General features: G+C 63.8%; 19 protein-coding genes and 1 tRNA gene. 13 read left to right on the top strand and 7 right to left on the bottom strand.

Annotated features, from left to right (window positions below; translation table 11 throughout):
- Nucleotides 1-117 precede the first annotated feature (117 nt).
- From JJC00_RS31315 to JJC00_RS31305, 3 genes are all read right to left on the bottom strand, one after another.
- Complete coding sequence (locus JJC00_RS31315) at nucleotides 118-393, bottom strand: DUF1153 domain-containing protein (protein ID WP_002714638.1); 276 nt, start codon at nucleotides 391-393, stop codon at nucleotides 118-120.
- Between the two features lie 267 nt (nucleotides 394-660).
- Nucleotides 661-1,371, bottom strand: coding sequence for a flagellar hook assembly protein FlgD (locus JJC00_RS31310; protein WP_200469657.1), 711 nt, complete (start codon nucleotides 1,369-1,371; stop codon nucleotides 661-663).
- Between the two features lie 13 nt (nucleotides 1,372-1,384).
- Complete coding sequence (locus tag JJC00_RS31305) at nucleotides 1,385-3,037, bottom strand: flagellar hook-length control protein FliK (protein WP_200474294.1); 1,653 nt, start codon at nucleotides 3,035-3,037, stop codon at nucleotides 1,385-1,387.
- Between the two features lie 341 nt (nucleotides 3,038-3,378).
- Between JJC00_RS31305 and mnmA the strand changes: the two genes are divergently transcribed.
- From mnmA to JJC00_RS31285, 4 genes are all read left to right on the top strand, one after another.
- Nucleotides 3,379-4,560 carry a tRNA 2-thiouridine(34) synthase MnmA gene (gene mnmA, locus JJC00_RS31300; RefSeq protein ID WP_200469656.1) on the top strand — a complete coding sequence of 394 codons (1,182 nt, stop codon included), beginning with the start codon at nucleotides 3,379-3,381 and terminating at the stop codon, nucleotides 4,558-4,560.
- Nucleotides 4,561-4,813: 253 nt separating this feature from the next.
- Nucleotides 4,814-5,452, top strand: coding sequence for a class I SAM-dependent methyltransferase (locus tag JJC00_RS31295; RefSeq protein WP_200469655.1), 639 nt, complete (start codon nucleotides 4,814-4,816; stop codon nucleotides 5,450-5,452).
- A gap of 46 nt (nucleotides 5,453-5,498) precedes the next feature.
- The gene (locus JJC00_RS31290; protein ID WP_200469654.1) at nucleotides 5,499-5,861 is read left to right on the top strand and encodes a hypothetical protein; all 363 of its coding nucleotides are present in this window, start codon (nucleotides 5,499-5,501) and stop codon (nucleotides 5,859-5,861) included.
- A gap of 296 nt (nucleotides 5,862-6,157) precedes the next feature.
- Nucleotides 6,158-6,234 (top strand) — tRNA-Met (locus JJC00_RS31285).
- Nucleotides 6,235-6,498: 264 nt separating this feature from the next.
- Here JJC00_RS31285 and JJC00_RS31280 read toward each other — a convergent pair.
- The gene (locus JJC00_RS31280; protein WP_200469653.1) at nucleotides 6,499-7,704 is read right to left on the bottom strand and encodes an IS481 family transposase; all 1,206 of its coding nucleotides are present in this window, start codon (nucleotides 7,702-7,704) and stop codon (nucleotides 6,499-6,501) included.
- A 267-nt stretch (nucleotides 7,705-7,971) separates the two neighbouring features.
- A complete protein-coding gene (locus JJC00_RS31275) occupies nucleotides 7,972-8,364 on the bottom strand; it encodes a VOC family protein (RefSeq protein ID WP_200469652.1) in 393 nt (130 codons plus the stop codon).
- Between the two features lie 447 nt (nucleotides 8,365-8,811).
- Between JJC00_RS31275 and JJC00_RS31270 the strand changes: the two genes are divergently transcribed.
- The 4 genes from JJC00_RS31270 to JJC00_RS31255 all read left to right on the top strand — a co-directional run bounded on the left by JJC00_RS31270 (nucleotide 8,812) and on the right by JJC00_RS31255 (nucleotide 13,413).
- Nucleotides 8,812-9,288: a hypothetical protein gene (locus JJC00_RS31270; protein WP_200469651.1), complete on the top strand. Its 477-nt coding sequence runs from the start codon at nucleotides 8,812-8,814 to the stop codon at nucleotides 9,286-9,288.
- A gap of 658 nt (nucleotides 9,289-9,946) precedes the next feature.
- Nucleotides 9,947-11,713 (top strand): adenylate/guanylate cyclase domain-containing protein, encoded by a 1,767-nt coding sequence (locus tag JJC00_RS31265; protein WP_246774302.1) that lies wholly within the window; start codon nucleotides 9,947-9,949, stop codon nucleotides 11,711-11,713.
- A gap of 1,113 nt (nucleotides 11,714-12,826) precedes the next feature.
- Complete coding sequence (locus tag JJC00_RS31260) at nucleotides 12,827-12,988, top strand: DUF2934 domain-containing protein (protein WP_200469650.1); 162 nt, start codon at nucleotides 12,827-12,829, stop codon at nucleotides 12,986-12,988.
- Between the two features lie 131 nt (nucleotides 12,989-13,119).
- Nucleotides 13,120-13,413 carry a DUF2934 domain-containing protein gene (locus JJC00_RS31255; protein WP_200469649.1) on the top strand — a complete coding sequence of 98 codons (294 nt, stop codon included), beginning with the start codon at nucleotides 13,120-13,122 and terminating at the stop codon, nucleotides 13,411-13,413.
- A 248-nt stretch (nucleotides 13,414-13,661) separates the two neighbouring features.
- Here the strand turns inward: JJC00_RS31255 and JJC00_RS31250 are convergent, their stop codons facing one another.
- Nucleotides 13,662-15,449, bottom strand: coding sequence for a peptide ABC transporter substrate-binding protein (locus JJC00_RS31250; protein WP_200469648.1), 1,788 nt, complete (start codon nucleotides 15,447-15,449; stop codon nucleotides 13,662-13,664).
- A 192-nt stretch (nucleotides 15,450-15,641) separates the two neighbouring features.
- Between JJC00_RS31250 and JJC00_RS31245 the strand changes: the two genes are divergently transcribed.
- Nucleotides 15,642-17,963: a molybdopterin guanine dinucleotide-containing S/N-oxide reductase gene (locus tag JJC00_RS31245; protein ID WP_200469647.1), complete on the top strand. Its 2,322-nt coding sequence runs from the start codon at nucleotides 15,642-15,644 to the stop codon at nucleotides 17,961-17,963.
- Nucleotides 17,964-17,965: 2 nt separating this feature from the next.
- On the opposite strand, the gene JJC00_RS31240 is transcribed toward JJC00_RS31245, so the two are convergent.
- Complete coding sequence (locus tag JJC00_RS31240) at nucleotides 17,966-18,544, bottom strand: TetR/AcrR family transcriptional regulator (protein WP_200469646.1); 579 nt, start codon at nucleotides 18,542-18,544, stop codon at nucleotides 17,966-17,968.
- A gap of 144 nt (nucleotides 18,545-18,688) precedes the next feature.
- Here JJC00_RS31240 and JJC00_RS31235 point away from each other — a divergent pair, with 144 nt between their 5' ends.
- From JJC00_RS31235 to JJC00_RS31220, 4 genes are all read left to right on the top strand, one after another.
- Nucleotides 18,689-20,143 carry an MATE family efflux transporter gene (locus JJC00_RS31235; protein ID WP_200469645.1) on the top strand — a complete coding sequence of 485 codons (1,455 nt, stop codon included), beginning with the start codon at nucleotides 18,689-18,691 and terminating at the stop codon, nucleotides 20,141-20,143.
- A 163-nt stretch (nucleotides 20,144-20,306) separates the two neighbouring features.
- Nucleotides 20,307-21,101: a MetQ/NlpA family ABC transporter substrate-binding protein gene (locus JJC00_RS31230; protein ID WP_200469644.1), complete on the top strand. Its 795-nt coding sequence runs from the start codon at nucleotides 20,307-20,309 to the stop codon at nucleotides 21,099-21,101.
- A gap of 131 nt (nucleotides 21,102-21,232) precedes the next feature.
- Nucleotides 21,233-22,267, top strand: coding sequence for a putative FMN-dependent luciferase-like monooxygenase (locus JJC00_RS31225; protein ID WP_200469643.1), 1,035 nt, complete (start codon nucleotides 21,233-21,235; stop codon nucleotides 22,265-22,267).
- A gap of 32 nt (nucleotides 22,268-22,299) precedes the next feature.
- The gene (locus JJC00_RS31220; RefSeq protein ID WP_200469642.1) at nucleotides 22,300-22,899 is read left to right on the top strand and encodes a CMD domain protein; all 600 of its coding nucleotides are present in this window, start codon (nucleotides 22,300-22,302) and stop codon (nucleotides 22,897-22,899) included.
- Nucleotide 22,900 lies beyond the last annotated feature (1 nt).

Below are 22,900 nucleotides of genomic sequence, written 5' to 3'. Positions count from 1 at the left end.
ATATGGTTAACGAAGATTAAGAGCTGGGACAAAAGTAGTGCCAAAAGCAAACATGAAAAAAATCGGCCTCGCAGTGCGGGGCCGATTTTCGTCAAAAGCAGCAGATTTCCGGATCGCTTACTGGCGATATTGCTGGATGCGGGTGGTGCGAAGGCCCGCCAGACCGTGCTGGTCGATGGAAAACTGCCAGGAGAGGAATTCGTCAACCGTCAGGGTGTACCGGCTGCAGGCCTCCTCGAGCGAGAGAAGTCCGCCACGAACGGCAGCGACGACTTCGGCCTTGCGGCGGATGACCCAGCGTTTCGTGCCGGGTGCGGGCAGATCTGCAATCGTCAGCGGACTGCCGTCCGGCCCGATGACGTATTTTACCCTCGGGCGATGGGGTTCTGTCATGGCGTACTCACAAACTCTCAACCACTGAACTCACTTCACGACCCTACGCATGCCGGCTTAAAAATCCGCTAAGCCTAAGGCTTCAATACAATTCTCGTTGAAACTTGCGGGAACGCGGTCGGCCCGGGGGCTGAAAACGCAATTTCAGCGGGCCGAGGGGGGTGTTCGTAAGTACTTTACTAACGCCGAATGACTTTGACGGGCTAGCGCGAGCCCGGAACTCGGATCCACCTCTTTCAAAGGGAGAGGTGGCGCACCTCGCGCGCCTTAATTGCTGCTGGTCGCGACGATGCTCTTCACCTGGCTCAGCGTGTAGCTCTGGCCGTCGATGGTAAGCAGCGGCGGCGACTGGGTCAGGTCGACGGACGACACCGTGCCCTGCACCTGCGCGGCGATGCCGACATTGTTGTTCGCGACGTCCTTGCCGGTCGCCGTGATCGTGTATTTGCCGTCAGGCCATTGCGTGCCGTCATTGCCCTGGCCGTTCCAGGTGAAGGGAACGTCGCTGGCGGCACCGGCGGTATATTTGCCGGTGAACACGGTCTGGCCGCTGGAATTGGCGATCGAAATATCGACGGTCGCATTGGTCGGCACGTTGAGATGCCAGGTCGCCGACGAACTCTTCATGGTCGCGGTGGTGCCGTCGACCACGGCGGTCTTGCCGACGAAGCCCAGCGCCTGGGTCGCCTGCGTGGTCTGCTGCAGCGTGACGAGCTGCGACAGCGAGTCGTTGGTCTTGAGCTGCTGCTCGACGCCGGCGAACTGCACCAGTTGCTGGGTGAACTGGTTGGTGTCGAGCGGATCGAGCGGGTTCTGGTTCTTCAGCTGCGTGGTCAGCAGCGTCAAAAAGGTCTGGAAGTTGCCGGCAAGCGTCGCGCCCGTGGACGAGCCCAGGCTCGAGCTCGACGAGGACGACGACGAGGTCTGCGTGGTGCCGGAGACGACGGCAGGCGCGGTGGCGGAATTCGTGGTGGTCATGTCGAATTACTCCTCACACTCTGATGTCGACGCCGCTGCTCGATCCGAGCATGCGGCCATAGCTGCGGCTGACGGGCGCCGCTACTGACTGATCGTCTTCGCTGATGATCAGCCGGCGGGAATTGCCGCTGTTGTCGTTGTTCTGGCCGGAGTTCTGCCCCGACGAATTCTGGTCGCGCAGGCTGAAAGAGAGCCCGTTGCTGCCGGTCTTGAGGCCGGCATCGTCGAGCGCGCGCTGCAATTGCGGCGCGTCCTGCCGCAGCATCTGCAGCGTCTCCGGCTTCTCGACGGTGAGATGCGAAGTGACCTGGCCGTTGCGGTCGACATTGATGCGGACGTCGATGCGCCCCAAGTCGACCGGATCGAGGCTGATGTCGAAGCGCGTCTTGCCGGAGCGCGCGGCGGCCGCGATCTCGACCGGAATGCCGTTGATCGGCACCGCCGTCGAGGTCGCCGCGGTCGCGGTCAGCGTCGCGGTGGACGCGGTGGCCGTCGATGTCGTGTTGGTCAGCGGCGCCTGCACGGCGGAGGCGGCTTGCGCGCTGGCGTCGGTCGCAGCGGCAACGGCTTGCGTGTCGGCATGCGCGTGCGTGGTCGGCGCGGCCGGCGTCGCATCAGCGGTGCGATTGGCCGCATCGGCCTTGGCGTCGACAGCCGTTGCGTCAGCCTGCGGCTTTGCGGCTTGCGGATGCGCGGCGGCATTGGCCGTCGTCGCGGTTGCGGGATTTTGTGCGGTGGTGGCGGCCTGCGCGGTCTTGCCGGTGTCCTGGCCGATGTTGGAGACGTCGCTCTCGCCTTGCGCGGTTACAGCCGCCTTGAACGAGGTCTTCGGCGTGCCCTGGTCGACGGCCGTGAGCTGCGCGGCGTTGGCTTTTGTCTCGGTTGCGGCGGCGTCGGTCGCATCGCCAGCCGCATCGCCGAGCGCAGCCTTGGCGTCGGTGGTCTTGGCGTCGGTGGTCTTGGCGTCGGTCTTGGCAGTCTTGCCGGTGGCATCCGTCTTGGCGCCGGCGATCTGCGCCGCGGTCGAGGCGCTGGCGGCGATGCCGGCCGCGGCAATCGTCAGCGGTGAGGAGGCGGTGTTGGCGGCCTGGTTGGCCGCCGCATTCGGATCGACCGGCACGACCGGCGCGACAACGGGGACAGCGGTCGGATCGACTGCAGTCGCCGGCGTTGCAGCCGCTTGGGCTGCGGCAGCGGCATCGACCGCGGCGGCGAGGCCATCGGCGGTGCCGTCGGTCTTGTCGCTCTTGCTGTCCTTGGAATCCTGCGACTTGTCGCTGGCCTTGGTGCCGGAGGCGTCGCTCTTGTCCTTGGTCTTAGCCGTCGCCTTGGTCGGATCGGCCGTCGTGTCGCTCGCGGCCGTCGTCGAGGAATCCGTGCCGTCGCCCGCCTGGCTCTGCGAGGAGGGGTCGGTCGAGGACGAGTCGCGCGTGCTCCGGTCGGACGAGGAGGACGGCGACGATGATGATGATGAATCGGTCCGCCGCGGCGTGTTGTCCTGGCTCGCGGACGAGGCGCTATTGCTGATGGCCTGGGTGTTGCTGTCGACCAGCGAACCGAAGGAGGAGCTCGGGGTCGTGTCCTTGGAGTTTTGGGAACGGGCAGGCTTTTGCTGTGCGCTGGCGACCTGCGCGCTTGCCGCTACGTCTGACGTGACACCGACCACAGGCAACCCCTTGAAAACATCTTCGGACAAGGAGGTCAGCAAGGAGCGGGCCAATCGTCCACGCCGCTATTTTATATAATGAAATCAATGCTTTGATAAATCGGGGCTGCTCCCACAGGTTCCCCGCCGGCCCCGCCATTTCTGCCGCCCCGGCAAGAATTGCCTTAAAGCTTGCGGCGCGATTGCTTCACCGGAATGCCACCTATATTAAAGGGTGCTCTCAGCCGCTTTCGACCGGGACAGCCGTGCCCTTCGGGAACTCTCAGTTCCCGGGGACCGCCGATGCCCCGGCGCAAGCATCATGAATCGCGGATCGCCGCCGTCACGTCAGCTTAAGTGCCATGCTCAACAGTCTGGATCTCGAAGGCCGTCCTGAGGATACCAGGGTCGTCGTTGCCATGTCGGGCGGCGTCGACTCCTCGACGACGGCTGCGCTGTTGAAGGCGGAAGGTTACGACGTCGTCGGCATCACGCTGCAGCTCTACGACCATGGCGCGGCGACCCACCGCAAGGGCGCCTGCTGCGCCGGCCAGGACATCCACGACGCCCGCGACGTTGCCGCCAAGCTTGGCATCCCCCATTACGTGCTCGATTACGAGGACCGCTTTCGCGAGTCCGTCATCGACAATTTCGCCGACAGCTACGCGCTCGGCGAGACGCCGGTGCCGTGCATCGAGTGCAACCGCTCCGTCAAATTCCGCGACCTGCTGAAGACCGCGCGCGAGTTAGGGGCGCAGGCGCTCGCCACCGGCCACTACGTCGCCTCGCGCCGCCGCGACGACGGCTCACGCGCGCTGGTCTGCGCCGCCGACAGCGACCGCGACCAGAGCTATTTCCTGTTCGCGACCACGCAGTCACAGCTCGATTTCCTGCGCTTCCCGCTCGGCGACATGACCAAGCCGGAGACGCGCGAGCTCGCGCGCCGCTTCGGTCTCTCGGTCGCCGACAAGCACGACAGCCAGGACATCTGCTTCGTGCCGACCGGCCGCTACACCGACATCATCACCCGGCTCCGTCCAAACGCGATGGATCCCGGCGACATCGTCGATCTCGACGGTCGCGTGCTCGGTCAGCATCACGGCATCGCCAATTTCACCATCGGCCAGCGCCGCGGCCTCGGCATCGCGGCCGCCGCGCCGCTGTACGTGGTGCGGCTCGAGGCCGCCAACCGCCGCGTCGTGGTCGGCCCGCGCGATGCGCTGAGGATGCACCGCATCGCCTTGCGCGACGTCAACTGGATCGGCGGCGGCGACATCGATCGCGCGATCGGCTCTGGCCTCGAGCTGTTCGTCCGCGTGCGCTCGACCCGCAGCCCCCAGCCGGCATGGCTGCGGAGTGCCGACGGCCATTACGAGGTCGAGCTCGTCGCCGGCGAAGAGGGCGTCTCGCCCGGCCAGGCCTGCGTGTTCTACGACGCAGCCAGCGGCCAGGCCCACGTGCTCGGCGGCGGCTTCATTCAGAGCGCCGCGGCGAAGCTTGGCGCAGCCACCGCGCGTCCCCTCGCGGAAGCGGTCCGCGGCTGAGGGATGACAAGTTTGGATCGCACGCTAGCGGCAGTGGAGGTGCGCTCCCTCCCCCGCTTGCGGGGGAGGGTTGGGGAGAGGGCTCCATCCACCAGCGATATCTCGCGAGCGGAAACAACCCTCACCCGCCACGCTCTTGCGAGCGTGCCGACCTCTCCCGCAAGCGGGAGAGGCGCTAGACCGAGCGCGGGGCGCGGACCGACATCATCGATGACCATCACTCTTCAGTAGAATATCAGGCAGGGCAGGGGGCATGGCAGCAGACATCTCGCGGGCCGGGGTCGAGAAGGCCTATGGCCGCTGGGCGCCGGTCTATGATCTCGTGTTCGGCAAGGTGTTCGATGCCGGCCGGCAGTCGACCATCGCGGAGGCCGACCGCATCGGCGGCCGCATCCTCGACGTCGGCGTCGGCACCGGGCTTTCGCTCTCGGATTATTCGCGCACCACAAAAATCTGCGGCGTCGACATTTCCGAGCCGATGCTGCGCAAGGCGCAGGCGCGCGTGCGTGCGTTGCGCCTCTCCAATGTCGAAGTGCTCTCGGTGATGGACGCGAAGAACCTCGCTTTCCCGGACGCCGCCTTCGATGCGGTGGTCGCGCAATATGTCATCACCGCCGTGCCCGATCCCGAAGGCACGCTCGACGAGTTCGTGCGCGTGCTCAAGCCCGGCGGTGAGCTGATCCTGGTCAACCACATCGGCGCCGAAAAGGGTTTTCGCAAACTCTCCGAGCTCGCCTTCGCGCCGCTCGCCCGCCGCCTCGGCTGGCGCCCGGAATTCCCGTGGCAGCGCCTGGTCGACTGGGCCGCCAGACACGGCGGAATCACCCTGGCCGAGCGCCGCCCGATGCCGCCGATGGGCCATTTCTCGCTGATCCGCTACCACAAATCGTAATGTTCAGCGGTGGGAACGCCGGGCGGTGCCCCCGCGTTTCCTTCCCATGCGCACGACATCAAACATCATCCTGGCCAGCCTCCTGATCGCCGCCTCAGGCGCCGCGATCGCGCAGGCACCGCCCGCCCCGGCGACGCCGCCGCAAGCGACCGCGCCGCCATCCCCGCAACACGCCGCCAACTGCGTGCCTCAGGACCGCCCGAACCGTCCCACCGCGCCGGATGGCACGACGACCGGCCAGTCCCGGGAACCGCTCGGCGACAAGCTGGCCAAATCGGAGGGCGTGCTCTGCCCGCCCCCCGGCGTCGACCCCGAAATGCACGCCCCCGCGCCGAGCACGGGCGACAGCATGCCCGTCGTCCCGCCCCCCGGCAGCCCCGGCGGCGACCCCACGATCAAGCCGAAATAGGGCATAGTTCCGCACCCCAATTCTCGTCATGCCCGGGCTTGTCCCGGGCATCCACGTTCTTGGCCGCGAATGAAGGCGTGGATGGCCGGGACAAGCCCGGCCATGACGGATAGGGCGGCGACTCTGGCCAAAACCGCCCAATTCGCGCACCCGCGGACCTGTAGCGCCGACTTATCCGCCGGTGCAGGCGAAACCTTTCGCGAGAGCGGAAGCAAACGCGGATTGACTTCCCGCCGCCCCCTTCTTTATATGCCGCGCGTTCGCGAGATCGGCCGTTCCGCCGTTCGCGACCCTGTGGCGGGGTAGCTCAGCTGGTTAGAGCACGGGAATCATAATCCTGGGGTCGGGGGTTCGAGTCCCTCTCCCGCTACCAAACCTACAATTGTCCAGCCCGGAGACATAGGTAACAGGTCGTACCTAAGACATGGGTGACAACCTCGTGCCGAACGGGTTGTCGAAGGGTTGCAGGGTCACTCACTCCACGCATTCGTTGGCATGGCCATTATTGCTCGGCCCGCACTTTCGCCGTCAAGCCCGCGCGCCAAGGGCGCGCCCCCTACGGGGCTTCGGGGGTTGACGGCTCAGCGCGGCCAAGCCGGTGGCTGCCATGCCAAGAATGAGCAAGAGTGCATCTCGGTCAGAGCGACAATGTCGTACCGGGAACATCGGTGACGGGCTTCGGGCCGAATGGATTGTCGAGGGGTTGCAAGGTCTTTTGCTCGAGGTCGAAGTATCCCAGATCGTAGTGCATGAAGCTGACGAGCCAAATGCCATCGTCGACTTCCTTGATGCCGAGCTTCTGGCCGGCCAGCACGCTCGAGATGTTGATCCTCTTGCGATGCAGGCAGAGCCGTCCGCAGGCCGTGACGAGGACGTCGCGGTCATGGAATGGATAGGACAGTTCGGGCAAGCCGTCATAGTGGCGCGGTGAAGCCGCATACAATTCCGCCGGACACTTCATGTCGAGCGCCTCGTGCGGTCTTTCCGTGTTGAATTCGTGAACGAAGGCATCGAAGCGGTCTTGTTGTTGCAGAATATTCGAGCCTGGCGGCCGGGTCGCCTCCTTCTTCAGCGTCAGGTGCATGCGCTCGTGACGGCCATTCTGCTGCGGATGGCCAGGCTTGATGCGTTCGATGGCGATGCCGAGACGAAGCCACCAGACCGAGAGCCTTGACAGGTTGAACAGCGCATTGGGGCTGGCGAACGGTACGCCATTGTCGGAGCGGATCGACAGCGGCAGCCCGCGTTCGGCAAACAGCCGCTCGAACGCCGTAACTGCCAGTTCCTCTCGCGTCGACTCCAGAGCTTCGCACATGAGCAAGAACCGCGAAGCCTGATCGGTCACGGTGAGTGGGTAGCAATAGCGCCCATTGCCGAGCTTGAACTCGCCCTTGAAGTCGGCGCACCAGAGGTCATTGGGCGCAACCGCGGCCGACAACCGCGTGCCCTGCGCCGGGGTCTTCCGTTCACGGGCGCGCTTGACCAGGCCCTGGCGGTCGAGCACGGCATGGATGGTGCTCTTGGCCGGCACCCTGACGTCACCATCCAGCCGCCGGACCAGGAGCTCGCGGATTTTGCGGGCTCCCCAATGTGGCTTCTCGGTTTTCAGGCGTACGATCAGGCTTTCGAGCTGCTGCGGCAGCTGGTTGGCGTAGCGGACCGGCCGCCGCGACCGGTCCGTCAGGGCCTCAAGCCCGTGCTCCTTGTACCGACCAAAGATCTTGTAGCCGGTCTTCCGCGATATGCCGAAATCCCGGCATACGTCCGTCATTGCCTCGCCATCCAACAGCCGGGCAACAAACCGCAGGCGCTCCTCCATCACCGAACTCGCTTTCCACGGCATCCACACCTCCCGCAGAACAAAAGCGGAAAGTGTAACCCATGTGTCCGGTACGTTTTGTCACCTATGTCTCGGGCCGCTCAAATTTTGCACGCCAAGCTGCGATCCGGGCGATTCTTCGCCCCGAAGCCTCTATCCAGCAGAGCGGCCGAGTTATTGGCTGAAGAACTTGTCGGATTCAAAATGTGTCGAGACAGGCTCCGCCGTCGATCAAAGTGTTCTGTCCAGTGATGCAGCTCGCCCGAGCTGAGCAGAGTAAGGCACAACCGGTTACGGATTCCAGCCGCCGCTGCCGTACGGGCGCGTAATGATTTCGAGCAGGTGCCCGTTCAGGTCTTCGAAATAGAGGCCGCGCCCGCCGTCGTGATCGTTGACCTCGGTTGGCTTCTGCTGCGCGGGATCAGCCCAGTAGGTCAGCTTCCGCTTCTGAATCCGATCAAAGATCGCATCGAACTCGGCGTCACCAACCAGGAAAGCGTAGTGCTGACGCGCGAACTCTCCTTGCTTATCCATATAGTCGAGGTTGGCGTCGTTGTCGGTCCTGACCATATAGAACGGCCCCCAGCGCCGCGGCGCCTGCAGCCCCAGCATCTCAGCCAGGAAATCGGCCGACGCCTTGCTATCGCGAGCTGACAGAATCGTATGATTGAAGTCGATAGCCATGTTCAGATCTCTGCAACGCAATGATCGGTGACATCAAAACGAGTCAAACACAGAGGTGGTTCCCACTCGAATGCGCCGACGCGCGAGGACATTCAGTTCCCAGCAACAGGAACGAACCAGTACGTAGGATGGGTAGAGCACTTGCGAAACCCATCGTGCTCATTGTCGCAAAAGGCTTTGATGGGTTTCGCTTCGCTCTACCCATCCTACGCGCTTCAGGCTGTTTTTGTTGCCAGTTGCAAAGCGCTTGCCCGCGTATAGCTCAATCGTCCTGAGCGTCTCGTTCTGGGAAACCTTGTAGCCGAGGACAACCTCGATCGTCTCCGAAGAATACTCGTCACGCGCGTTCTACGAATTCATAGATGGAATCCATTGAGAGAACCGCAATCTTAGGCTTAGTATGCGGCTAATTGCTTCTTCACGCAAAGTATTGGTAGGGATAAGGAAATGAATACAACGCGAATGGTCTCGCGCGCTCTTATCGGCGGATGTATTTGGGTCGCAAGCTTGGTGGGGGCATCCGCGGACTGCGGAAAAAACGCGATGGTCTTCCGAATTCAGGACGGAGCCGACTACCTTATCAAGGTGTCTTACATCGACAATCGCACGTCGGTGTCGGTGAACGGCCAGCAAGTGTTGAACGAAAGTGGAAACGGCACCGTGTCCTATGAGGTGAACATCTCGGCGTATTTTAAGCCAGCACCTGCTAGAAATTTTGTAACTGTCGAAGGATATAACCAAGCATACCCAGGTGGGAACGGCGCAAACCCCGGCCGGCTAGATTTCACGCTCGTGCGCAACACAGCGCCGCCATCGACGATACTTACTGCTTCTTGCACGATGGGTGACTACCGAGGGAATATGGAAGCTCTATTCGTCGGCAAGGGATACGAATTTACCTCTGAATCCGTGCCGACCAATTAGCAGATTGCAAACCTCGATGAAGAGGTCATCCGATAAGACTTTGACGGCTCTCGCTTCGCTCTACCCATCCTTCGAGCTAAGGGTGGGAAGAAACAGTTCATTCTGGCAAGCTCCGAACTGACGTCAGCGCCGCACTACGTTGTGGGTTGCGTTCTCTTCCGTCTAGTGACGGCTAGAGGAGGAGAAATCGCGACAGCTTGGGTGGGGTCTTGGTATATCGACCCCAAGGTCAAGGATAACGAATTCGATGCCGCTCGCACTCCACAAGCGCCCTCTCCCTACAACCGCTCACCGCTTCTGCTTGTAGATCGTTGGAAGCTGCGCTGGTTTTCAGATCAATGAAGCCACCGGAGGGCGCCATCATGAGAACGATAGGTGCTAAGCCGCCAAGACTAGTACTGCGACGCCAAGATGTTGCACGTGGTAGCAATAGCGGGGTAGCCAAGCCCATTTGCTATTGAATTCTCAGGCATTTTTCCATTGCGCTTCGTTTCACCCACGGCATTCCGACCGACCTGCCGCATCTTCATACGACAGAGTGGTTGACCCGGTTCAGCCAGGTCGCGCGTACTCCAAGTCACATCGCGTCTTTTTATCAGCCCTTGCTTCCCAGTTGCGCCCTTGTGCAGAATGCCACGCAAAGGAACGTGGTTTGGCCGTGGAGCAAAAACAGCCAGCACGGGTTGGACGCAGGTTGGCAGCCATAGTCGCCGCTGACGTGGCGGGCTACTCGCGGCTTATGCACCACGACGAAGAGGCCACGCATACTTGCTTCATGGCGCTCCTGAAGGGCGCCATAGAGCCTGCAATCGCGGAGCACGGAGGCCGCATTGTCAAGAGCACTGGCGATGGGTTCTTGGCCGAGTTTCCGAGCGCTGTCGAGGCGGTTCGGGCCGCAGTGCAATTCCAGACCCGCGTCAAGGAACATACGACAGCTGAAACAGAAGACCGGCGTATTGGTTTTCGCGTGGGCGTCAATATCGGTGACGTAATCGTCGAACCCCACGATATCTTCGGAGACGGCGTTAACATTGCAGCCCGGCTTGAGAGCCTCTCAGAACCCGGTGGCATTTGCATCTCGTCTTCCGTCTACGACCAAGTCCGAGGTAAGGTCGGGATTGAGTTCGCCGATCTGGGCGAGCAGAACCTCAAAAACATTGCCAAGCCTGTCCGCGTTTATGCCGTATGTGCCGGAGCCCGCGGCACGGCGATCAGGCGGACAAGTGCCGATCCTCCACTTCCCGACAAGCCGTCGATTGCCGTGCTGCCGTTCGAGAACCTGGGCGCTGATCCTGCGCAAGAATATTTCGCCGACGGTATCGCTGAAGACGTGCTGACCACCTTATCGAAGATCCAAGAGCTGATGGTCATAGCTCGCAATTCGAGCTTTGTATTCAAAGGGCAGACAAGGGACATCCGCGAAATCGGGCGAACACTTGGCGTCCGGTATGTGCTGGAAGGAAGCGTACGTAGGGCCAGCAATCGAGTGAGATTGGCGGCACAGTTGATCGACAGCCTGAACGGCAGCCACGTATGGGCCGACCGTTTTGAGGGCGACCTCGACGACGTATTCGAGCTTCAGGATCGTATAACGCAGGACATCGTTGCCGCGCTCGAGGTCAAGTTGACACTTGGCGAAGAGGCACGGTTGGGCAAACGCTCTGGCAGCCCGTTGGTGTACGAGCATGTCCTTAAGGGTCGGAGCCTGTACGTCAACTTTGCCAAGCATACCCACGCACAAGCACGCAGCCAATTCGAACGGGGTTTGGCAATAAACCCTGTCTATACGCCGGCGCTTAGCTTCTTGGGGCTCACACTGACCGACCAAGCTCGCTTTGGTTGGGAAAAGGACGAGGCGACGACCTACGAAGCGGCGCTGGAATGTGCGGCTCGTGCTTTGAAAATCGACCCCGAGAGCCCTGACGCATACTCGGCGTTGGGTTACACGCGCCTGTTTCAACGTCGCCACGACGATGCCTTGGCTGCTGGAGAGAGGTCAATCGCCCTCGGCCCCAGCGGCGCGGGCGCCTATCATATGGCAGGTATGTTTCACGGCTATTCTGGCGATTTTCGGAAATCCGTTGAGTACGAGCAGCAGGCGCAACGACTTAGCCCTCTTGCCCGCAGCGAGAGTATGGTGGACGAGGCCAGGGCAAGATTTCACCTCGGTGACCTAGTGGCGGCACGAGACATTGCCTCGCGCGTTTTGATCGAGAAGCCACGTTGGCTGACCGCGCAAACGGTCCTTGTGGCTGCGCTCTGGACCCTCGGTAGCGAAGAAGAGGCGCGCATCGCCGTAGGGAAAATTCTGGCCAACCACCCGAACCTGACCACCGGTCGCTGGGCGCAGGGATTGCCCTACCGCCACCAGAAAGACCTCGATGCACTAATAAAGCCGCTACGTCTCGCCGGATTGCCCGAATGAGCCCGATGCGCCGCCTCATTCTCCGTGGTGTACCCGCCTTCGTAGTAACGTGCGCAACGGCTGCGGTCAGCACGCACGGCGTTGCAGGTGGTAGCAAACGGTGGTAGCAACGGGTCAGCAGAAAAGCTGATTTGCCTTTGTTTTTGCGGGACTTCCTGAGTTTCGCTTCGTCTCCCCTAGGGAGCGCCACTCGGAGCAGTCGGCCGTCTTAGCATCCGACCTCCGGATCGACCCGTCGGGCAAAACACCCTTCACCCCGTCAACCCCTCCCCGCAAAAATATTCCACTTTACCGAAATTCGGAAATGTCGTATGTGTCGCGGCATCCCGGCTCATCCTTGAGGGGCGATCTCGTGTCGTCAATTTCGCGAGCCGGGCTTGCGGTGGACGCGGGCAGCGTTGGGTGCGAGAGGTGCGGGCAGGGCGGGTAGTCCCTGTGAGCCCGAAACCGCGTGTCGACGAGCGGCGCTGTCAGGTTCGTCTCGCCGGCGGGTTCTTGGCTTTGTCGACAGGGCCTAAGAAAACTGCGGCGAACCAGCGAGCCGTGCGTACGGCAAAACCGTGTGGTCCTGGCCGTCGTTGCTACGGTCAAGCTGTCGCGGAGGTGTGGAGCGCCCAACCGGGTCAACCGCATCGTCAATTCGCGGAAGTGAGGGAGGCCAGAAGGAACTCGGCTCCCGGGAGAGCACGGCATAAGCCGTCAAACCACTGCGCAGGGAAGGCCGAGTGATTGGCACCACCTGTATGCTGCTGTGCGGTCTCCTTGCGCTACATTTTCGCGCAGCGGACCGCGGGTGCGAGGTCAGCACCCGGTCTTCCCTGCACCCTCTTGGTCAAGAGGGCGGCAAGAGAGTGGAGAGACGAAGCAAAGCTCGGGCAAATTGCGCCGCGAGGCGCCGAGGCGCGTCTGCTGTTTGAAAACCGGGCCAGCGGCAAACTCGTCGGTCAAAAATGAAATCCTTCGGGCGACCGCGTGCCGCAGGAACTCTCAACATCATCGGCGCTTGAATCGGTGGGCCAGCCTCGCCGCCATTGGCTGGCCTGCGTGGGCCCCGCCCCCCCCAGCCCCCCAAAGCCCCCAAGGTGGGGCTGCGCTTCATGACAGGAGGTGCAATTGCCGGAGCCGAGTGAGCAGGAGATCAGGGAGCGCGCGCACCAATTGTGGGAGCGCGCCGGCAAGCCCGAGGGCCGCGAGGACGAGTTCTGGCACGCGGCCGAGCAGGAGCTGCGCAACGAGGACAGGTCGAACCCCCTTCGGACGCCGGATACGCTGTGACGATACGCTGTGATCTGGCATGAGGCGGAATTTCGGCATATCCGCGCGTGTGGAAGGAACGGAGCTTTCCAGAAAGGAATTATGCATTCTTGAGCAGCACGGGCCGGGGTGCAGGCCCGTTCGAAAGGGCAATGTTTGCCGTGGACGAACAGCAGAAGATCGAGCACCAGATCGAACTCGCGACGCGAACGGCCGCGCTCGTGAAAGACGAAACCACCGTCCATCGCTTGAAAACCTTCGCCGAGGAGATGAGCCGGAAGCTGCTGCGCATGATGCGGCGCGGCAAGGTGCGCGCACGCGCCTACGAGCTTTGGGAGCAGGCCGGTCGTCCGGCCGATCGTGACCTGGATTTCTGGCTCGAAGCGGAACGGCAGATCGAAGACGAACACGACGAGCAGAGGCGCCCGGACGGCCCCGAGCGATAGAGGCGGCTTCTCGCGACAAAAAAGAAGCCGCCGGGTTCTCCACCCTGGCGGCTTCGATAAGTCCCAAGCTGTCGATCGCCGCCGCAGCCTCGTGCGTACCGCCGTTACCTTGTTTGCGGCCATGCCAAGGCGTTCTAGGCGAAGGCGCCTGATTCTGCTGTGACCCGAAGCACACAGTGCACAGATGCTGTCGGGAAGCGCGGGAGGCAAAGCCCGAGGAGCGCAGGGGTGGTGACAATGACCCGCCCTCAGGCCCGATACCAGCTCGCCAGATTCCACGTCGTGACGTCCCATCCCGAGATGTCGGTCATGAGGCTGTTGACGGCGCCGCCGACGATGTAGCGCGACAGCAGCGGCAGGAAGATGTTGGCCTCGCAGAAGATCTCGTTGACCTTGATCAGCAGCGCGGCGCGCTTGACCGGGTCGAGCTCCCGTTGCGCGGCCTTGTAGGCCTTGTCGGCCTCCGGATCGGACCAGCGCGAGACGTTGCGGCCGAGCCATTTGTTGTCCTTGTTGGCGATCTCCCAGGAGACGCACTGGTTCAGGAACCGCTCCGGATCAGGCTGCGGCATCGTCGTGTTGTACATCTCCATGTCGCAATAGAATTTCGAGTAGGTGTCGGGGTTGCCGACGTCCGACGAGAAGAACACCGATGCGGTGACCGACTTGAGCTCGATCTCGATGCCGGCCTTCTGGCAGGCCTGCTTGATGATCGCCTGCGTCTTCTGGCGCGGGGAGTTGATCGAGGTCTGGAACACGTATTTGAGCTTCTTGCCGTCCTTCTCGCGAATGCCGTCCGCGCCCATCTTCCAGCCGGCCTCATCAAGGATCTTGTTGGCCTTGTCGACATTGAACTCGTAGGTCAGCTTGCTCGACTTGAACTGCGGGGGCTGGTTGACGAAGCTCGCGGTCGCGACAGCGGCGCGGCCGTAGATGAATTTCTGGATCCCGTCGCGATCGATCAGCAGGTTGAGCGCCCGTCGCACCGCCGGATCGGACAGCGTCGGGTGCCTGGTCTTGGCGCCGGAACGTTCGCCATCGACCTCGGTCCACGGGTCCGTCGTGTTGAGGATGATGAACTCGACGCCGCCGGAGGTCGTGAACTCCACCTTGCCTTTGCCGCCGGCTTCCATGCGCTTGAGGATCTCGTCCTCCACCAGCAGGTTCCAGGCATAGTCGTATTCGCCGGTCTGCAGCACGGCGCGCGCCGCGGAGACCGCGTCACCACCGCCCTTGATCTCGAACGTGTCGAAATAGGGCTGGTTCTTGACGTGATAGTCGGCGTTGCGTTCGGCCCGGACCAGATCGCCCGGCTTGAACTCGACGAACTTGTAGGGACCGGTGCCGACCGGTTTCAGATTGCCCGGCGCATCGCGCGATTTCGCGCCGGCATAGTCGCCGAAGTAATGCTTCGGCAGGATCTGGCCGACCGCGCCGACGAAAGGGTCGGCCCAGAACGGGGTCGGGGCCTTGAAGGTGACCTTGACGGCGTGGTCGTCGATCTTCTCGACCGTGATGTTCTGATACGACCCCGTGGTGTAGGCGGCGGTGGCGAGATCCGCGGCGTAGGCCCAAGTGAAGACGACGTCGTCGGCGGTGAAGGGCTTGCCGTCGTGCCACCTCACGCCCTGCTTGAGCTTCCAGATCACGGTGGTGCCGTCGGCGGAGAGGCCGCCATTGGCCTTGGTCGGGACTTCGGCAGCGAGGCAGGGGATGAGGTTGCCCTCCTTGTCCCAGCCGGCGAGCGGCTCGAAAAACACGCGCGAGGCGATCTGGTCCTTGGTGCCGAGCGCGAAATGCGGATTGAGCAGCGTCGGCGCCTGCCAGACCAGCATCTTGAGCGGACCGCCGCCGCCGGCCTTGGTCGGCTTGTAGGCCAGCGTGGCGTCCGCCATCGCCACGTCGTTCCAGAGCAGGATCTGGCTCGCGACCGGAGCTGCGATCCCGACCGCAGCCATGGTCTGGAGGAACGAGCGTCGCGACAGCGTGCCCTGCTTCACCTCGGCCACCAAGCCTCGGATGTCGTGTTCGTCCATCAGATGACCTCCACCTGCCACAAGAACAGTCGTCACCGGCAGCCCATCATGTTGCATCAGGAGCGAGGCGGCAATGACGACGAGGCGGTTCCGGGCATCGGTAATCCGTTGCCCTGCACGCGTGCCTCATTATATTGGCTCCATGATTGCGACCGGAGCTGCCCGCGGCGCTCCTGCGATGAGGGCCACGCGATGGACGATACGATCGGCTTCCCCGACCCCGGCCTGGATTTGTCGGACGGCTTCAAGCCGCACACCTCGCATTGGGGCGTGTTTTCCGCCCGCAACAGTGCGGCCGGCCTCGAGGTCAGAGCGTATCGCGGCGATCCCGATCCGAACGGCATCATCGACAATTTCCCCGGTGCCTTGCGCCACCAGGCGCGGATCGCCCAGCCTGCCATCCGCCGCGGCTGGCTCGAGCGCGGGCCCGGTCCCGATAACAGGCGCGGCCGCGACGAATTCGTCTCCGTCAGCTGGGAGAAGGCGCTGGACCTGCTCGGCGACGAGCTGATGCGCATCCGCGACACGCGCGGCCCCGGCGCCGTGTTCGGCGGCTCCTATGGCTGGTCGAGCGCGGGCCGCCTCCATCACGCGCAGAGCCAGGTGCATCGCTTTCTCAACATCGCGATGGGCGGCTATGTCCGCTCGGTGAATTCTTATTCGTCCGGCGCGTCCTCGGTGCTGCTGCCGCAGATCCTGGCGGGCTACGAGGACATCACCAAGCGCAACGTCACCTGGGAGCAGATCGCTGATAAGACCGAGATCGTGCTCGCATTCGGCGGCATGGCGCTGAAGAACTCGATGGTGGCCGGCGGCTCGATCAGCAAGCATGTCGAGCGCGGTGCCATGGAAGCGGCTCGGAAGCGCGGCTGCGAGTTCATCCTGATGAGCCCGCTGCGCGAGGATTTGCCTGTGGAAGCCGGCGCCGAGTGGATGACCTGCATCCCCGGCACCGACACCGCGCTGATGCTCGGCATCGTCCACACGCTGGTCAGCGAAGACCTGCACGATCAGGCCTTCCTCGATCGCTACACCGAAGGCTGGCCAGTATTCTTGCGCTATCTCACCGGCGAGAGCGACGGGCAGGCCAAAGATGCCGCATGGACCGCCGCGATCTGCGGCGTCGACGCAGGCGCGATTCGCACGCTGGCGCGGCGCCTTGCCGGCAAGCGCGCGCTCATCACCGTCTCGCATTCGCTGCAGCGCGCCGAGCACGGCGAGCAGCCGGTGTGGATGGGCATGGTGCTGGCGGCAGCCCTCGGCCAGATCGGTCTTCCCGGTGGCGGCTACGCTTATTCGCTGGGCGCGATCGGCTATTACGGTCGCCGCGTCAACGACGTGCCGGGGCCGACGCTGGGGCAGGGGCGCAACGGCGTCCGTGATTTCATTCCGGTGGCGCGCATCGCCGACATGCTGCTCAATCCCGGCAGCACCTATCGCTACAATGGCGAGACGCGCACCTATCCGGATATCCGCATGGTCTACTGGGCCGGCGGCAATCCCTTCCACCATCACCAGGACATCAACCGCCTGCGCAAGGCGTTTGCGAAGGTCGATACGCTCGTGGTGCACGAGCTCGCCTGGACCGCGACCGCGCGCCACGCCGACATCGTGCTGCCCTCGACCATGACGCTCGAGCGCGAGGATATCGGCTATTCCACCAACGATCCCCTGATGGTCGCGATGCACCGCATCGCCGAACCGTTCGGGCTCGCGCGCGACGACTACGAGATCTTTGCCGATCTCGCCGATCGCCTCGGCGCGCGCGAGCCGTTCACGGAGGGACGCACCTCGCGGCAATGGTTGGAGCACCTCTACGAGCCGACGCGCGCTTCGCTCGCCAAGCGTGGGCTCGAGGCCCCGAGCTTCGAGGAGTTCTGGCAGCGCGGCAGCTTGGTCGTGCCGCAACAGCCCGACGATGGCGGCCGGCTGCGCAGTTTTCGCGAGGACCCGGTCGCGCATCCCCTGCCGACACCGAGCGGACGCATCGAGATTTACTCCGCGAAGATCGCCGGACATGGCGATGCGGATTGTCCGGGCCATCCGGTCTGGCTCGAGAAGAGCGACATGCCGAAGTCAGGTGCGCCGTGCTTCCTCGTCGCCAACCAGCCGGTGACGCGGCTGCACAGCCAGCTCGACTTCGGCGGCCATTCGCTCGGCGCCAAGCATCGTGGCCGCGAGGTCGCGCGGATGAATCCGCGCGATGCGAGCGCGCGCGGCATCGCAGATGGCGACATCATCCGCTTGTTCAACGAGCGCGGTGCGTGCCTTGCTGCCGTACACGTCACCGACGGCATCGCGCCCGGCGTGGTGCAGCTGCCGACCGGCGCATGGTACGATCCGATGGATCCCGAGGACGACGCGCCGCTCTGCGTCCACGGCAATCCCAACGTGCTGACCCGCGATATCGGCACCTCGTCCTTCGCGCAGGGCTGCACCGGCCAGCTCACCACGGTGGAGGTGGAGAAGTTCACCGGCAATCTGCCGCCGATCCGGGCGTTCGATCCGGTGTAGCGTCAGCGTTCGTTCGCAATGGCAATCGCAGTCTTCACCGCGTTCTCCAGGATCTCATCGGACAATCGCCGGTCGTTGACCGCCCGCGACAATTGCAGGGCGCCGACCATGATGGCGTAGATCGCGATCGCCTTGTGGCGCCGTTCCTCGGCAGAACCTTGCCTGATCTGCTCCGCCATCAGCGCGATGAGGTCGGACATCTTTCCGGTGAAGGCCTCGCGCGTTGCCTTCGGATGCCGCGCGATCTCGGCGACCAGCGCGGCGGTCGGGCAGCCGGCGCCGGCGTGGTCGCGGTGCCGCGTCGAAAGGTAATCGCGGATCGTGGCCTCGAGCGCGACGCCGTTTTCCACATTGGCCTTGTGCCGCTCCTCGCGCCGGTTGAGCGCCTCACTAAGCATCTCGCGCACCAGCTCCTCCTTGGAGGCAAAGTGGGTGTAGAACGCGCCATTGGTGAGGCCCGCCTCCGACATGATGCCGGCAAGCCCGACCGCGGCGATGCCGCTCTCGCGGAATTGCGTTGAGGCGACATCGAGGATGTGCCTGCGGGTTTCGTCCTTGTGTCCCTTTTCGTAGCGCGCCATCGCCTCCTCCTGCAAACGGGACAGCCCTGGCCGCAAAATCGTAAGCGTCGCCCTATTGCATTATGATCGTAATAGTACATTATGGTCATAATGTAAATGGGGCGGTCGACGAACCGCGCCTTCAGGAACCACAGGATCGTACCCATGTCAGTCGAGGATGCCGCCGCGCCGGCCCCGTCCGCCGCGCAAATCGTAGCCCGCACCGCGGCGCCCCTTCGCCAGGAGGCGACATCCGCGCCGACGCCCGCCGATCAGCGGCGCGCCGCGCTTCTGACCGCGCCGATCCTGCCGACGCTGCTCAAGCTCGCGCTGCCGACCGTCACCGTGTTGGTGGCCCAGACCGCGGTCAATATCGCGGAGGCCTATTATGTCGGTTATCTCGGCACCGATGCGCTGGCCGGTGCTGCGCTGGTGTTTCCGATCTTCATGCTGATGACGATGATGTCGAATGGCGGGTTCGGCTCCGGCGTCGCCTCGTCGGTGGCGCGCGCGGTCGGCGCCGGCCGCCGCGACGATGCCGACGCGGCGCTGTTCCACGCGATCGTGCTTGCAATCATCGCGGGCGCGGTGTTCACCCTAGGGGTACGCCTCGGCGGTCCGGCGCTGTATCGCGCCCTCGGCGGCCGCGACGGCGCGCTCGAGGCTGCCACCGTCTATTCCAACTCTCTCTTCGCCGGCGCGATTCCGGCGTGGATCGTCAACCTCCAGGCCGCTGCTCTTCGCGGCTCCGGCAATGTCAAGGTGCCGGCGCTGGTGACGCTGATCGGCGCGATCGTGACGATCCCGGTTTCGCCGCTGCTGATCTTCGGCTTCGGACCCGTGCCGGGCCTCGGCATCGGCGGCGCCGGTGTTGCCTTCGGCCTCTATTACAGCGCGGCGATGCTGTTCCTGCTGCGCTACATGTCCTCGGGCGCATCCGGCCTGCGGCTGCACATCGTGCCGCTGCGCGCAAAGATCTTCGGCGACATGCTGAAGGTCGGCATCCCCACCGCGTTCAACGCCGTACTGACCAACCTCACCGTCATCCTCGTCACCGGCGCGGTCGGCCTGTTCGGCACCTCGGCGCTCGCCGGCTACGGCATCGCCTCGCGGCTCGACTACATCATGATCCCGCTGCTGTTCGGCATCAGCACGGCGACGCTGACCATGGTCGGCGTCAACATGGGCGCAGGCCAGACCGCGCGGGCGCAACGGATCGGCTGGGTCAGCGGCGCCGCCGGCATGATCATGACCGGATCGATCGGCCTGCTGGTCGCCATCTTTCCGACCGGCTGGCTGCATCTCTTCAGTCACGACGCCGAGGTCGTGAACGAGGGCGCGACATATTTGTGCATCGTGGCGCCGGCCTATGCCGCGCTGGGCTTCGGCTTCGTCACCTCGTTCGCCGCACAAGGCACGGGCCGGGCGATGGGCCCGCTGATGTCCGCGGTCGCGCGCATCCTGATCGGGGCCGGCGGCGGCTGGATTGCGGTTGCATATTTCGGCGCGGGAATGACCGGGCTTGCCGCCATGGTGACGGTGTCGCTTGCCGCCTACGCCGTGATCTGCGTGCTGATCATGGTCTCGCCGTCGACCTGGCGCGCCGAGCTGCACGCCTAGGAAGGGCTTGCGCGCGGCTTGCCGCGGCCCCAATCTGCGTTCGTTTCCTATTTAGCGGTGAACGGAGAAGCGTTGCCCGCCGCAGGCGGCCAATATGGATTTTCATTTCATTGATTTCGCCCGGCGGAGAAGCGAATACGGTTCCAGTCATTGCCGCTGAGACATGGAGACCAAGATGTCGTTTCGTCCCGCCCTGATCCTCGCAACCGTGCTTGCCGCATGGTCGGCCGCAGCAAACGCTGAGACCATCAAGATCGGCGTGACGCCGGGTCCGCATGCGCAGATCTTCGAGGCCGTGAAGCCGGTTGCCGCCAAGCAGGGGCTCGACATCCAGCTCATCGAATTCTCCGACTATGTGGTGCCGAACGCGGCGCTCGATGCCGGCGAGATCCAGGCCAATTCGTTCCAGAACCAGCCTTATCTCGACAACCAGAAGGCCGATCGCGGCTACAAGATCGAGCCGGTCGGCTTGACCGTGAATTTCCCGATCGGCGTCTATTCGAAGAAGCACAAAGCTTTCGCTGACATTCCCGACGGCGGCAAGATCTCGATCCCCAACGATCCGACCAATGGCGGTCGCGTGCTGCTGCTCTTGCGCGACAAAGGACTGATCAAGCTGAAGGACGGCACGGGTTTCAAGCCGACCGTGCTTGATATCACCGAGAATCCGAAGAAGCTGAAGTTCATCGAGGTCGATGCGGCCCAGGCGCCGCGCGCGCTCGACGACGTCGACGCGGCCGCGATCAACACCAATTATGCAACCCAGGCCGGCCTCGATCCCGTCAAGGATCCGATCCTGCGCGAGGACCCCAAGGGCCCCTATGTCAACCTGATCGCGGTGCGCAGTGCCGACAAGGACAAGCCCTGGGTCAAGATCCTGGTCGACAGCTATCACACGCCTGAGGTGAAGGAGTTCATCCTCACCAAGTTCAAGGGCGCGGTGTTGCCGAGCTGGTAGGCAATCTGCCTAGCCAGGGTCCAGCGTGAGGGGACGATCCCGGCGGGCAGCCTTGCGCTTTGCCCGCTTGTCTCGGGCCGCGGCAACCGACATCATCGGGGCCGTGGCCATCCTCGCCCGACAGGGGTCGTATGAAACGCTTTGCAAACCTGAAACGCCTGGGATTCTTCACACGGCTGCTCGATGAGGCGCCGCCGGCGGAACGATATCGCTTCGCCGCCGAGCAGATCGTGCGGGCCGAGAAGGCCGGTCTCGATTCCGCGTGGATCGCCCAGCACCATTTTCACGAGCGCGAGGGTGGCCTGCCGTCGCCCTTCACCTTTCTCGGCTATGTCGCGGCGCAGACCTCGCGCATTCGCCTCGGCACCGGCATCGTCACCTTGCCGCTGGAGAGCGCAGTGCGGGTGGCGGAGGATGCCGCTGTGCTCGATCTGCTCTGCAACGGCCGATTTGAGCTCGGGGTCGGCACCGGCGGCAACCCGTCCGCCTTCGCCGCCTTTGGCCTCGACGGCACCCAGCGCAATGAGATCTTTGCGCGCAATCTGGAGGTCGTCCGCAAGGCGCTGACCGGCAAGCAGCTCGACGGCGGCGACACGCTCTATCCGCAGCGGCCGCAACTGGACAAGCGCATCTGGCAGGCGACGTTCTCGGTGGCGGGCGGCGCGCGCGCCGGCAGGGCCGGCGACGGTCTGCTGCTCTCGCGCACCCAGCCGCGGGCCAAGGACGCGCCAACGGCCACGCTCGCCGAGATCCAGACCCCGATCATCGATGCCTATCTCGCAGCGCTGCCACAGGGCTGCGAGCCACGCATCATGGCATCGCGCAGCGTGTTCGTCGCCGATGATCATCGCGAGGCGATGCGGCTCGCCGATATCGGGCTGCGGCGCGCACTGCCGCAGTTTATGAAGAGCGGTCACCTTCCCCCGGGCGAGACGCTGGAGGAGATGATCATGGCGTTCGACACCCATGTCGGCGGCGCCGATGAGGTCATCGGCTCGCTGCGCACCGATGCGACGCTGGAGCGGGTGACGGACCTGGTCTTCCAGGTCCATTCGGTCGATGCGCCGCACCCCCACGTTCTGCGCTCGATCGAGCTCGTGGCCGACAAGGTCGCGCCGGCGCTGGGCTGGACCAGGGCAGCGCCCGAAGTGGCCTTGGCGGGCTAGCCGGAAATTTATGGATTGCACGAGGCCTTATGATGAGTACGCCTGACATCATCGACACGCTCGCCGGGATCAAGCCTGGATCGGCGCTGGACGCCATTCGCGCCCGGCGCTTGCAGGCGCGCGACAACGCGCAAAAGAGCTATCTCTCCCTGTTTGAGCCGATCGACGCCGGCGACTTTTCGCTGCTCGAACGCGCCGCGGTCGCGGCCTTCGTGACCGGGCTCCACGGCGAGTCCCCCGTTGCCACCTTCTATCGCGACAAGCTTGCAGCGAGCGCGGGTGGCGCGGCTCTCCTTGAAGCGATCGAGGCCGAAATCGCGCGGGGCAAGACCTCGGGGCCGTATGGCTCGTTTCCGGCGGGTCCGCTGTCGGTCGAGAACACGGCCGGTCTCATTTATCGCGTGAGTGCGGCGAGCAAGTCCGTTCTCGGCGCCAGGCTCGTCGCGGCGTTCGAGCATGCGCATCTCCTGGTGTTCCGGCCGCGTGATGCGGCATCCACCGATATGAAGGCGTTGCTTGCCGCTGGCTGGTCGAACACCGGCATCGTCACCTTCTCCCAACTCGTCGCGTTCCTGTCGTTCCAGGTGCGGGTCGTCAGCGGCTTGCGCACGCTCGCCGCTGCGAACGCATAAG

Origin of the sequence: Bradyrhizobium diazoefficiens (assembly GCF_016616885.1) — a bacterium.
In the GTDB taxonomy this organism is placed as follows: domain Bacteria; phylum Pseudomonadota; class Alphaproteobacteria; order Rhizobiales; family Xanthobacteraceae; genus Bradyrhizobium; species Bradyrhizobium diazoefficiens_F.
The sequence above is the reverse complement of the archived record's forward strand: the minus strand, read 5'-3'. Positions and strand labels throughout refer to the sequence as shown.